Origin of the sequence: Streptococcus infantis ATCC 700779, from assembly GCF_000187465.1 — a bacterium.
Lineage (GTDB): Bacteria > Bacillota > Bacilli > Lactobacillales > Streptococcaceae > Streptococcus > Streptococcus infantis.
Genome location: NZ_GL732439.1, coordinates 1,596,102 through 1,608,515 on the forward strand (window position 1 = coordinate 1,596,102; position 12,414 = coordinate 1,608,515).

Annotated in this window: 13 protein-coding genes; 5 read left to right on the forward strand and 8 right to left on the reverse strand. The window is 43.3% G+C overall.

Features of this window, described 5'->3' with window-relative positions; all coding sequences use genetic code 11:
• Window positions 1-12 precede the first annotated feature (12 nt).
• The 3 genes from HMPREF9423_RS10255 to HMPREF9423_RS10265 all read right to left on the reverse strand — a co-directional run bounded on the left by HMPREF9423_RS10255 (window position 13) and on the right by HMPREF9423_RS10265 (window position 1,828).
• Window positions 13-573: a GNAT family N-acetyltransferase gene (locus HMPREF9423_RS10255; RefSeq protein WP_006149252.1), complete on the reverse strand. Its 561-nt coding sequence runs from the start codon at window positions 571-573 to the stop codon at window positions 13-15.
• Complete coding sequence (locus HMPREF9423_RS10260) at window positions 551-1,138, reverse strand: flavin reductase family protein (RefSeq protein WP_006149253.1); 588 nt, start codon at window positions 1,136-1,138, stop codon at window positions 551-553. Before HMPREF9423_RS10260 ends, HMPREF9423_RS10255 begins: the two co-directional genes overlap by 23 nt.
• Before the next feature lie 294 nt (window positions 1,139-1,432).
• Window positions 1,433-1,828 carry a helix-hairpin-helix domain-containing protein gene (locus HMPREF9423_RS10265; RefSeq protein ID WP_006149254.1) on the reverse strand — a complete coding sequence of 132 codons (396 nt, stop codon included), beginning with the start codon at window positions 1,826-1,828 and terminating at the stop codon, window positions 1,433-1,435.
• 213 nt (window positions 1,829-2,041) lie between these two features.
• Here HMPREF9423_RS10265 and HMPREF9423_RS10270 point away from each other — a divergent pair, with 213 nt between their 5' ends.
• The 5 genes from HMPREF9423_RS10270 to HMPREF9423_RS10290 all read left to right on the forward strand — a co-directional run bounded on the left by HMPREF9423_RS10270 (window position 2,042) and on the right by HMPREF9423_RS10290 (window position 8,243).
• Window positions 2,042-2,794, forward strand: a complete 753-nt coding sequence (locus HMPREF9423_RS10270; RefSeq protein ID WP_006149255.1) for an isoprenyl transferase — start codon at window positions 2,042-2,044, stop codon at window positions 2,792-2,794.
• Window positions 2,795-2,801: 7 nt separating this feature from the next.
• The gene (locus HMPREF9423_RS10275) at window positions 2,802-3,605 is read left to right on the forward strand and encodes a phosphatidate cytidylyltransferase (RefSeq protein ID WP_006149256.1); all 804 of its coding nucleotides are present in this window, start codon (window positions 2,802-2,804) and stop codon (window positions 3,603-3,605) included.
• Between the two features lie 21 nt (window positions 3,606-3,626).
• Entirely contained in the window at window positions 3,627-4,883 is a 1,257-nt protein-coding gene (rseP, locus tag HMPREF9423_RS10280; RefSeq protein ID WP_006149257.1) for an RIP metalloprotease RseP, read from the forward strand.
• Window positions 4,884-4,899: 16 nt separating this feature from the next.
• Window positions 4,900-6,753 carry a proline--tRNA ligase gene (locus HMPREF9423_RS10285; protein WP_006149258.1) on the forward strand — a complete coding sequence of 618 codons (1,854 nt, stop codon included), beginning with the start codon at window positions 4,900-4,902 and terminating at the stop codon, window positions 6,751-6,753.
• Between the two features lie 110 nt (window positions 6,754-6,863).
• Window positions 6,864-8,243: a glycoside hydrolase family 1 protein gene (locus HMPREF9423_RS10290; protein ID WP_006149259.1), complete on the forward strand. Its 1,380-nt coding sequence runs from the start codon at window positions 6,864-6,866 to the stop codon at window positions 8,241-8,243.
• Window positions 8,244-8,316: 73 nt separating this feature from the next.
• Here the strand turns inward: HMPREF9423_RS10290 and HMPREF9423_RS10295 are convergent, their stop codons facing one another.
• The 5 genes from HMPREF9423_RS10295 to HMPREF9423_RS10315 form a co-directional block, all read right to left on the reverse strand.
• Window positions 8,317-8,991 (reverse strand): rhomboid family intramembrane serine protease, encoded by a 675-nt coding sequence (locus HMPREF9423_RS10295; protein WP_006149260.1) that lies wholly within the window; start codon window positions 8,989-8,991, stop codon window positions 8,317-8,319.
• Window positions 8,975-9,514 carry a 5-formyltetrahydrofolate cyclo-ligase gene (locus tag HMPREF9423_RS10300; RefSeq protein WP_006149261.1) on the reverse strand — a complete coding sequence of 180 codons (540 nt, stop codon included), beginning with the start codon at window positions 9,512-9,514 and terminating at the stop codon, window positions 8,975-8,977. Before HMPREF9423_RS10300 ends, HMPREF9423_RS10295 begins: the two co-directional genes overlap by 17 nt.
• Before the next feature lie 3 nt (window positions 9,515-9,517).
• Window positions 9,518-10,648 (reverse strand): N-acetyldiaminopimelate deacetylase, encoded by a 1,131-nt coding sequence (locus HMPREF9423_RS10305; protein WP_006149262.1) that lies wholly within the window; start codon window positions 10,646-10,648, stop codon window positions 9,518-9,520.
• Between the two features lie 62 nt (window positions 10,649-10,710).
• Window positions 10,711-11,409: a 2,3,4,5-tetrahydropyridine-2,6-dicarboxylate N-acetyltransferase gene (gene dapD, locus HMPREF9423_RS10310; protein WP_006149263.1), complete on the reverse strand. Its 699-nt coding sequence runs from the start codon at window positions 11,407-11,409 to the stop codon at window positions 10,711-10,713.
• 63 nt (window positions 11,410-11,472) lie between these two features.
• Window positions 11,473-12,405 (reverse strand): DMT family transporter, encoded by a 933-nt coding sequence (locus tag HMPREF9423_RS10315; RefSeq protein WP_006149264.1) that lies wholly within the window; start codon window positions 12,403-12,405, stop codon window positions 11,473-11,475.
• Window positions 12,406-12,414 lie beyond the last annotated feature (9 nt).

Consider the following 12,414-nt stretch of genomic DNA (forward strand, 5'->3'; position numbering starts at 1 on the left):
TATCTTACTCATTTAAAAAACTTCCCACTCACTCTTCAGCAAGCCGTATCTCAAATCATCACAGCGGTTGCCTTGGGCATCTTTGCGATCCCTTATGCGAGATTCAAGAGTAAAGCCAAGTTTCTCAGCGACTCGTTGACTTTGGACATTGTAGCCAAAGCAAGACAATTCTACCTTGTGAAGCCCCAATTCTTTAAAAGCCAGGTCAATCAAGGCACGTGTCGCTTCGGGCACATAGCCTCGGCCCCAATAGTCGGGGTGCAAGGTATAGCCAATCTCCAGTACATCGTCTTCGTGGCGATGGTTGAAATCAACAGAGCCTATGATTTTATCAGTCCCTTTGACCACAATGCCGTAACCAGCTGGGAGATTGTCCTTTTGATTGCGCTCAGGAAGTATATGCTTCAGATAATAAATCTCATCTTCCAAGGTCTTGACAGGTGGAAAACCTGCTGGGTAAGAAACTTCTGGGAGACTAGCGTAGGCATAAATATCCTCAGCATCCGCCACTGTACGGACTCGTAAGACTAGACGCTCCGTTTCGATTCGTTCAGGTAATGTTGCTCTTGTCATTCTTTTTCCTCGCATTCTTGATAAAGCTTCCCATGGGATCGACTCGGTCATCCAGATAACGGTAAACACGCTGATGACCATCCCCCATAAAGTAAGTTGGCGCAAAGCAGTCATTTTTAAAATGGCCCTTATCATCTAAGAGCTTTGGATCAGCCAGACGGTCGATAATCTTGGCAAAGATATGGCAGATGCCATCTTCCTCGATAATCCGATCTACCTGACAGTCCAATACGACTGGACATGCCTCTAAAATCGGGGCCTGAGTCCGTACAGAAATCTCGTAGTCAAGCCCTAGGTGTTTTAACTTTTCCCGATGACTGATAAAGCCAGCCTGCTCCATCTCAAGCATGAGGTTTTCATCAGGGATGTTTACGGTAAACTGTTGATAATGCTTAATCTGGTCGGCTGTATTTTCCTCAGCACCAACACCGATGACCAGCCAATCGCCCAGACTATAAGAGGAACTGCAGGTTGTGATATTGTACCCAAAGTTCTGGTCCTGATACCCTAAGATGAAGATAGGAAAACCATAGTAGAGTTTACTTGTTTTGAAAGATTGTTTCATGACAACCTCCTTTGGCTAGGGGTGTAAAAGAAAAATCGCCCCTGTCATTAATCTGACAGGGACGAATATTTTTTTATCCGCGGTACCACCCAATTTCGGGCAGAGCCCGCATCTCTCGTCTTTTAAACAAAAAGACATTTATATTTCATTTTTTAATTTTATCCATTAGCAACTAGTTTTGACACATTTGTGGACTTCTCAGCACCGCCACTTTCTGTAAAATGTGGGATTCAAAACACCTCTAATGGCTTTATTTTAACAAGTTTTTCACGGAAATGCAAGGGACAAGAAAGATTACTTGAACTTGATGCCGTTTTCTTTTAATTTCTTGATTGTAGCTGGACCGATTCCTTTCAAAGCAAGGAGTTCTTTTTCTGTCCAGTTTTTGAAGTCAGCAGCAGACTTGATTCCTTCATCGTAGAAAGTTTTAGCACGGTCAAGTGGAAGTCCGCCTAAGTTAGCTGCGAAATCTTCAACAGAAGTTGTAACCTTTTGGGCTTGCTCTTTAGTTGCTTCTACAGCTTTTTCTACTTGCTTAGAGACAGCTTTTCCAGCCTCGCTTGCAGCTTTTTCAGCATGTTTCACAACTTTTTTTGTTTCTTCGACAACCTTGTTTACTGCGTTTGAAAGTGCGCCTGAGCGACGAAGACTGTTTCTTAATTGTTTTTTACGTTGTAGTTTTTTTGACATGATAAGATCCTTTCAATAAAAAACCCCTGTGACTGAACAAGGATAAATCTTTATGTTTTATTGTACCAACTTTCTCTGTGAAATGCAAGGCTTGTTAGTTTAGAAAGATAGGAGTTCTATAGGGAATTCCGACTTAGAATAAGAGAATATGATAGAAGAAAAGCGAAAAATATGGTATAATGAAACGATAGATTTTTGAATAGGAATACAATCATGTTTGGATTTTTAAAAAAAGATAAAGTTACAGAATCACCAGCGGTAGTGCCAGCTCACATCGGAGTTATCATGGATGGGAATGGTCGTTGGGCTAAAAAACGCATGCAGCCACGTGTCTTTGGGCATAAGGCTGGGATGGATGCTCTGAGAACGGTAGCCATTGCTGCTAGTGATATGGGTGTCAAGGCCTTGACTGTTTATGCCTTCTCGACTGAAAACTGGACTCGTCCAGACCAGGAGGTCAAGTTTATCATGAACTTGCCGGTTGAATTTTATGATAAGTATGTTCCTGAGTTGCACCAAAAGAACATGAAGATTCAAATGATTGGGGAAACGGATCGTTTACCGAATCAGACTTTTGAAGCTTTGAAAAAGGCAGAAAAGTTGACCAAGTTGAACACAGGTTTGATTCTCAATTTTGCCCTTAATTACGGTGGAAGAGCTGAAATTACACAAGCAGTCAAGTTGATTGCGCAGGATGTTTTGGATGCCAAGGTGAATCCAGGTGATATTACGGAAGAGTTGATTGGGGAATACCTCTTTACAGGACATTTGCCGAAAACCTTGCGTGACCCAGACTTAATCATCCGAACGAGTGGCGAGCTTCGTTTGAGTAATTTCTTGCCTTGGCAAGCAGCTTATAGTGAACTTTATTTCACAGATGTCTTGTGGCCTGACTTTGATGAGGAAGCCTTGAAGGAAGCTATTGCAGAGTTTAACCGCCGCAATCGTCGATTTGGAGGAGTATAGGAACATTATGAAAAAGGATTTATTAAAGAGAACCATATTTGCCGCTCTTGCCTTAGCAATCTTTATTCCGCTCTTGGTGATTGGTGGGCTTTGGTTACAGATTGCTATGGGACTTCTAGCCATGCTAGGGGTTCATGAGTTGCTTCAGATGAAAGGGTTAAACACCATGACCCCTGAGGGGGTGCTGACCTTATTAGCGACTTTCGCACTGACAATCCCCCTAGAAAACTACTTGACATTTTTGCCTGTAGATGGGAATGTTGTCGCATATGGTGTTGTGATTTTTATCATGTTAGGTTGCACTGTTTTTAGCAAGAATTACACCATTGAAGATGCTGTATACCCGATTGCCATGAGTTTCTATGTTGGTTTTGGATTCAATGCTTTAGTGGATGCTCGAATCGCAGGTTTGGATAAAGCACTCTTGGCCCTCTGTATCGTATGGGCGACTGATAGTGGTGCTTACTTGGTCGGAATGAATTTTGGTAAGAGAAGATTGGCTCCGAGAGTCTCTCCGAACAAATCAATCGAGGGAGCCTTTGGTGGAATTTTAGCTGCCATGCTTGTCACTCTTATCTTTATGTTAGTGGACAGTACGGTTGCTCTTCCTTATGGCATTTACAAAATGATGCTCTTTGCTATTTTCTTTAGTATTGCAGGGCAATTGGGTGACTTGATTGAGAGTGCCATGAAACGCCATTTTGGAGTCAAGGATTCAGGCTTCTTTATCCCAGGACATGGTGGAGTACTGGATCGCTTTGACTCTATGTTGGCTGTTTTCCCTATTATGCACCTCTTTGGCTTATTTTAAGGAAAGGTGAACAAATATTAAATGTTAGGATTATTAACCTTTATCCTTGTTTTTGGGATTATCGTGGTGGTCCACGAATTCGGCCATTTCTACTTTGCTAAGAAGTCTGGAATTCTGGTTCGTGAATTTGCCATTGGTATGGGTCCGAAAATCTTTGCCCATATCGGGAAAGATGGGACTGCTTACACGATTCGTCTCCTACCGCTTGGTGGTTATGTCCGTATGGCAGGTTGGGGTGAGGATACCACAGAGATTAAGACAGGAACTCCTGTTAGTTTGACCTTAGCCGAAGATGGTAAGGTTAAGCGCATCAATCTTTCTGGTAAGAAGGTCGACCAAACGGCTCTTCCGATGCAAGTCACTCAGTTTGACTTTGAGGACAAACTCTTTATCACAGGTCTGGTTTTGGAAGAGGAGAAGACCTTCTCTGTAGACCATGATGCAACTATCGTGGAAGCTGACGGAACGGAAGTTCGTATCGCTCCGCTAGATGTTCAATATCAGAATGCGACTGTCTGGGGCAAGTTGATTACCAACTTTGCAGGTCCTATGAATAACTTTATTCTAGGAGTTATCGTTTTTTGGATTTTGATTTTCATGCAGGGTGGCGTTCGAGATACGCAAAGCAATAACTTTAGTATCATCCCTGATAGCGCGATTTCTAAGGTCGGTGTTGAAAATACAGCACAAATCACTAAAGTCGGTTCACACGAAATTAGTAACTGGCAAGATTTGATTCAGGCAGTTGAAGCAGAGACCAAAGATAAAACAGCACCTGTATTGGATGTAACAGTCTCTGAAAATGGAACTGAGAAGCAAGTCAGTGTGACCCCTGAGGAAAACCAAGGTCGCTATATTCTAGGTGTTCAACCGAGACTCAAATCAGATATCTGGTCTATGTTTGTAGGTGGATTCACCTCTGCAGCTGACTCGGCTTTACGAATTCTCAACGCCTTGAAGAGCTTGATTTTCCAGCCTGACTTGAATAAATTGGGTGGACCTGTTGCTATCTTTAAGGCAAGTAGTGATGCTGCTAAAAATGGTCTTGAGAATGTCTTGTTCTTCTTGGCTATGATTTCCATCAATATCGGTATTTTCAACTTGATTCCTATCCCGGCGCTAGACGGTGGTAAAATCGTGCTCAACATCATCGAAGCTATTCGCCGTAAACCGCTGAAACAAGAAATTGAAACCTATGTTACTCTAGTTGGAGTTGTGATTATGGTTGTCTTGATGATCGCCGTGACTTGGAACGACATCATGCGTACCTTCTTTTAAGAATTAGAGGAAAAATATGAAACAAAGTAAAATGCTTATTCCAACGCTTCGCGAAATGCCAAGCGATGCTCAAGTTATTAGCCACGCCCTTATGTTGCGTGCTGGTTATGTTCGCCAAGTATCAGCAGGTGTTTATTCATATCTGCCACTTGCCAACCGTGTAATCGAAAAAGCCAAGAACATCATGCGTCAAGAGTTTGACAAGATGGGTGCTGTTGAAATGTTGGCTCCAGCCCTTCTCAGTGCTGACCTTTGGCGTGAATCAGGACGTTATGAGACCTACGGTGAAGACTTGTACAAATTGAAAAATCGTGAGAAGTCAGACTTTATCTTGGGTCCAACTCACGAAGAAACGTTCACAGCGATTGTCCGTGATTCTGTCAAGTCTTACAAGCAATTGCCTTTGAACTTGTACCAAATTCAGCCTAAGTATCGTGATGAAAAACGTCCACGTAATGGACTTCTTCGGACCCGTGAGTTCATCATGAAAGACGGCTATAGCTTCCACGCTAACTACGATAGCTTGGATGTAACCTATGATGAGTATAAGGCAGCTTACGAGCGTATCTTTACTCGTAGTGGCTTGGACTTCAAAGCCATCATCGGTGACGGTGGAGCTATGGGTGGTAAGGATAGCCAAGAATTTATGGCCATCACACCTGCTCGTACAGACCTTGACCGTTGGGTTGTTTTAGACAAGTCTGTCGCATCATTTGATGAGATTCCTGTAGATGTACAGAAAGAAATCAAGGCAGAATTGCTCAAATGGATGGTTTCTGGTGAAGATACCATTGCCTACTCAAGTGAGTCAAGCTATGCAGCTAACTTGGAAATGGCAACTAACGCCTACAAACCAAGCAACCGTGTTGTGACTGAAGATGAAGTGACTCGCGTGGGAACACCAGGTGTCAAATCGATTGATGAAGTTGCTGCTTTCTTGAATGTCTCTGAAGAGCAAACAATCAAGACCTTGGTTTATATCGCAGACGAGGAGCCAGTTGTTGCCCTACTCGTTGGCAATGACCAACTCAATGAAGTCAAATTGAAAAACTACCTTGGTGCAGACTTCTTAGAACCTGCAACCGAAGCGGAAGTGAAAGAATTATTGGGAGCGGACTTTGGTTCACTTGGGCCAGTCAATCTTCCAGAAAATGTCAAGATTATCGCAGACCGCAAGGTGCAAGATAGTCGCAATGCTGTTGCTGGTGCCAACGAAGATGGTTACCACTTGACTGGTGTCAACCCAGGTCGTGATTTCACTGCTGAGTATGTCGATATCCGTGAAGTTCGTGAGGGTGAAATCTCTCCAGATGGACAAGGTGTGCTCAACTTTGCACGTGGTATCGAGATTGGTCACATCTTCAAACTTGGGACTCGCTACTCAGCAAGCATGGGAGCTGATGTTCTAGATGAAAATGGTCGTGCTGTGCCAATCATCATGGGCTGCTACGGTATCGGTGTCAGCCGTCTCCTTTCAGCAGTCATGGAACAACACGCACGCCTCTTTGTAAATAAGACACCAAAAGGTGAATATCGTTACGCTTGGGGAATCAACTTCCCTAAAGAATTGGCGCCATTTGATGTACATTTGATTCCAGTTAACGTCAAGGATGAAGCAAGCCTTGCATTGACAGATCGTATCGAAGAAGCCTTGGTCAACAAAGGTTACGAAGTTTTGACAGATGACCGTAACGAACGTGTCGGTGTTAAATTCAGCGATAGCGACTTGATTGGTCTTCCAATCCGTATTACTGTTGGTAAGAAAGCAGCTGACGGGATTGTAGAAGTGAAGATTAAGGCGACAGGAGATACAATCGAAGTTCACGCAGATAGCTTGCTTGAAACCCTTGAAATCCTAACAAATAAATAAAATCTATAATCAGAAGAAAAACAAGACAAAAATGTAACTAGTTTTTGCCTTGTTTTTTCTCTATAATGAGATAAAATAAAGATAAAAAGAGTAAATAAAGAGGTAGAGCTATGCTAATATTTCCAAAGGATTTTGTCTGGGGTTCCTCAACTTCTGGACCACAGACAGAAGGGCGAGTGCCTGGTGACGGAAAGGGAGATAATCTCTGGGATTATTGGTACCAAGTGGAACCAAATCGCTACTACAATGGGATTGGACCAGACAAAACATCGACCTTTTATGAAAATTGGGAAAAAGATATCGAATTATTGTTAGAAACAGGGCATACGGCCTTTCGGACCTCTATCCAATGGTCTCGTATTTTCCCACAGGGTCGTGGAGAAGTCAATCCTCAAGGTGTAGCTTTCTACCGTCAGGTCTTTGAAGCTATTAAGGCCAAGGGAATCCGTCTCTTAGTCAATCTCTATCATTTTGATCTGCCTTTTGCCCTTCAAGAGGATGGCGATGGCTGGGAAAATAAGGCGACCATCAAGGCTTATGAAGACTATGCGCGTTTCTGTTTTGAGAATTATGGTGACTTGGTTGACCAGTGGATTACCTTCAATGAGCCTATCGTTCCTGTAGAGTTTGGCTATTTCTATGATGCCCATTATCCTCATAAGGTAGATGCCAAAGCAGCAGTTAAGGTTGCCTACCATACCCAGCTAGCCAGCACTCTTGCGGTGAAGGCCTGCCATGAGGTTTTGCCTGATTCTAAGATTGGAATTGTCCTCAACTTGACACCAGCTTATCCACGTAGCCAGCATCCTGCGGATGTCAAAGCTGCACGCATTGCTGATCTCTTCCAAGCTCAATCTTTCCTAGATCCATCTGTCTTGGGAACTTATCCAGAAGAGTTAGTGGAAATTTTGTCTGAGCATGACTTGTTACCAGAATACACAGCCGAAGAGTTGGAACTCATTCGTGAGAACACCGTTGACTTCCTAGGAGTCAACTATTATCAACCTTTGCGTGTCATGGCGCCACGTTTTGCTAAGCATCCTGACAGCCCGCTTTTACCAGAGCATTTCTATGAACCTTACGTCATGCCTGGTCGTAAGATCAATCCGCACCGTGGCTGGGAAATCTACGAGCAAGGGATTTACCATATCGCTCAAAACATCAAGGAAAACTACGGCAATATCGAGTGGATGTTGACTGAGAATGGGATGGGTGTTGAAGGTGAGGATAAATTCCGCGAAAATGGAATGATTCGGGACGACTACCGTATCGACTTTGTCAAAGGTCACCTTCGTGAACTCCATCGCGCTATTGAAGACGGTGCTAACTGTAAAGGATACTTGATCTGGACCTTTATCGATTGCTGGTCATGGCTCAACAGCTACAAAAATCGCTATGGTTTAGTCGAGCTAGACTTAGAAACACAAGAACGTCGCCTGAAGAAATCAGGCCACTGGTTCAAAGAACTCAGTGACAATAATGGATTTTAAACTACTTTTCAAATAGATTCAAAAAACCATTGAAACTTCTCAATTTGAGAACTTCCAATGGTTTTTCTTGTTCTTAGAATAGTCCGATAAAAAGTAGTAGAGCTGATAAAGCAATAAAGGCTAGGGTTGCTAGACCACGTTGGCCTGGGCTGTAAATCTTTCGTTCTCCTCGAACTGGGAAGACGATAGCCAGTAATGCACCCCCGACAGCACCCCCGACATGCCCAGCAAGGCTGATACCAGGCATTAAAATACTACCCACTAGGTTAATCACTAAGAGGGAGAGGTAGGATTGACCAAGTTGTTGGAGATAGGGATTGCGTGAAGCATATCGGAGAACAACAATAGAGGCAAACATACCGTAGAGGGCAGTTGAAGCACCTGCAGTAATAGCATTGGGACTAAAAACTAGGACAAAGAGATTTCCCATCATACCTGATAGAAGGTAGATAAAGAAAAACTGTTTGGAGCCAAAGATTTGCTCCATCTGACGTCCCAAAAAGTAGAGGGATAGCATATTGACTAAAAAGTGCTGCAAGCCAATGTGGACAAAGGTTGCGGAGAATAAGCGCCAGATTTGTTCAGGCATGGCCTTGATAGCAGGGGGATACACAGCTCCAAATTTATACAAGGTGGCTGCGCTGGTATAGTTGAAACCACTGGTTAGAAACATGAGTACAAAAACCAGGGTTGTCACGAGTAGAAAGAAGCTCGTGACAGGATACCGACGATCAAAAATTTCTTCCATAGATGAGTACCTCCTCAACAGGAATATCGTAGTGCTCAGGTTGAAAATTCTGAATCTGACATGGATAAATCGTACTAATTGTATGACCTGGGAAATGCTCTAAGTAGCGGTCGTAATAGCCACCTCCATAGCCAACCCGATAGCCAGAAGTGTTGAAAGCCAAACCAGGAACATGAATCAGGTCAATCTGAGAGGGTTCAAGGATTGTGAAGTCTCCTTGAGGTTCAAGAAGTCCAAAAGAAATTCTTTCGAGTTTCTCTGGTTCATATAGAACAAAGTCCATTTTCCCATGTGGATAGGTTTTGGGAATGAGGAGTGTCTTCTCATCTTTTTGAGCTTGTTCAATGAGTCTAGCTGTCTGAAATTCATGAGGAAAAGACAGATAAGTGGCGATGGCTTTTGCTTCCTTGTAGAAGGGATGCAGGAGTAGCTGCTCAGTCAACCAAGCGTCCATGACTTCCTTTTCTTCGGCTGATAGAGATTTGAGTTCTTGCAAGACCTGCTTGCGTAGGGCTTTTTTCATTGTTTACTCCGCAGTTTTCTTTGCTAAAAAGCTTGATACAGCCTCGACACCGACAGCCAGAGCTTCTTCCTTAGGACTCATCTTTGGATGGTGAAGAGCATAGGGACTATCAATTCCAAGCCAGAACATGACACCGGGAACCTTGGAGAGAAGATAACCAAAGTCTTCTCCTGTCATGGCAGGTTCGATGTCGATGAGTTCAATTCCCTCTTTTTCATCAAAGAAGGTCATCAATTCCTGGGCTAATTCAGGGTTGTTTTCGACAGGTAGGTAACCTCCCTGCTTGAGTTCAACTTCCACATCCATATCAAAAGCAGCTGCGACACCTTCAGCGATGGCTTTGACACGTTTTTGAACTAAGAGGCTCATGCTATGTGTGAGAGCTCGAATGGTTCCATGCAAGAAAGCTGCATCAGCGATAACATTATTGGTTGTTCCAGCTTGAAAGACACCGAAAGTGACGACAGCTCCCTCGATAGGATCGACATTACGGCTAACGACTGACTGGACTTGAGTGACAAAATAGCTAGCTGCAACCAGAGCGTCGTTTGCTTGATGTGGAAAGGCAGCGTGACCACCTTTACCCTTGAAGCGAATCTTGACTTCGCAAGTTCCTGCAAAGAGTGTATGGGTATTGGTTGCAATCTGTCCAACTTTTAGGTCTGGACGAACATGAAGCCCATAGAATTGGTCAGGCAACCAGTCGCCAAAGGCTCCGTCTTCATACATGAGCATGCCACCTGCTTCATTTTCCTCGGCAGGTTGGAAGAGAAAGAGGAGATTGTTTTTAGGTTGGTTTTCTAGAGCACGTTCGAGACTTCCTAGGGCAATGGTCATGTGAAAATCATGTCCGCAAGCATGCATACGGTCTGGGTGCTGAGAGGCAAAGGCAAGACCTGTTTGTTCAACGATTGGGAGTCCGTCGATATCTGTCCGCCAACCGATGGTACGTTCTGGCTGACTTCCCTGTAAATACACTAGAATACCTGTTTGCCAAGTACGAATCTGAACAAAATCCTTACCAGCTGTTAATTTCTCAATGACATTGAGCAAATAAGCTTGAGTCTTGACTTCTTCTAAACCGATCTCAGGAATTTGGTGAAGATCGCGTCGAGTTTGAATCAAATCTAACATATCTGATTTCCTTCTATTGATACGATAAAGAGGCTAGAAAAGTTTTCCGCCTCTGTTACTAATTACAAGGTACGAAGCGCATCCTCTAGCGCTGTTTTTTGTTGGGTTTGGCTATCGATTTCTTTGATAACACGAGCTGGGACACCAGCAACCACAACATTTTCTGGGACATCTTGAGTGACGATGGCACCTGCTGCAACAACAGAACCGCTACCGATTTGAACACCTTCGATAACCACAGCGTTAGCACCGATGAGAACATTGTCACCGACACGGACAGGCTCCGCACTAGCTGGTTCGATAACACCTGCAAGAACAGCGCCGGCACCTACGTGACTATTTTTACCGACAATAGCACGTCCACCCAGAATGGCTCCCATATCAATCATAGTACCAGCACCGATTTCAGCACCGATATTGATAACAGCCCCCATCATGATAACAGCGTTGTTGCCAATCTCAACCTGGTCACGGATGATAGCGCCTGGCTCGATACGGGCATTGATGTCACGCTTGTCAAGGAGAGGTACAGCTGAGTTGCGAGCGTCTTGCTCAACAACATAATCTTTATTTTCTGTTAGTCCTTCAAGAAGAGGTGCGATATCTTTCCAGTCTCCAAAGAGAACATTCCCAAGCTTGATAACAGAGGCAGGGATAGCTCCAGCAAGTTGCCCCTCAAAGGTCACTTTTACACTTGTTTTTTTCTCAGCATTGGCGATAAATTGGATAATTTCTTGTGCATTCATTTTTGTAGCAGTCATAGATGTCTCCTCACTCTTTGTAATGCTTACTATTCTACCAAAAAAGGCTTCAAAATTGAAGCCTTAAGTGTTAAAAGAAGATTCTTTCAGTTTGTCCTTTGATTCTTCGATGGATAAGAAGATCATGGGAATAATAATCAAAATCATAGCTAATAGCAGGTAGCCATCCAAGACCAGACCTAGAAATAGAACGCTTAGAATAGCAGAGGATAGCGGTTCACTTGCACTAACCACTGACACCACCAATGGGGATACGAGCGAGACAGCCTTCATAGATAGGAAAAAGGCAAAAGCTGTTCCCAGAAAGGCAATGGTCAAACAAATCAAGATGCTCACCAAATCCAGCTGAAAACTAATTCTATAAACAGGATAGAGAAAATTACTAAAGAGTCCAGCCAGCATCATTCCCCAACCAACAGTGGGAACAAAACCATATTTTCGAGCAAATGGCTGGGGTAAGATGACATTAAACATAACTCCTAGGGCACTGAGCAGTCCAGTTAATAAAGCGATAGGAGTGATGGATAACTTAGAAAGATCGCCTTTGGTAGCCATCAAAAAGACCCCAAGCATAGCAGTTAAAACATAGAAGATTGCTTTTTTAGAAGCTTTTTTCTTGTAGATGATACGGTTGTATATGAGAATGAAGACAGGACTGATAAATTGTAGGATGGTTGCAGTTGTCGCATTAGAGTATTCTACACAGAGATAAAAGGAATACTGAACGGAGAAGATACCTAAGATGGCATAAGCCAGAAAAGGCAGGTAGTTTTTGCGCTTTCTCCAGATATCGAATAGCTGTGAGCGAAACTTAAAGCTAGACAAGATGAGCACGAAACCACCTGCAAGGCTTAGTCGCATGGAAGTAATCCAGCCGGATGATACTTGATAATGCGTAAAGAAGAATTCTCCTAAAATGCCACAAATACCCCATATTAATCCAGATAGGAGGGAGTAAATGGTTCCCTTAAAAATATTCTTTTGATACTGATTCATATAGAAAGG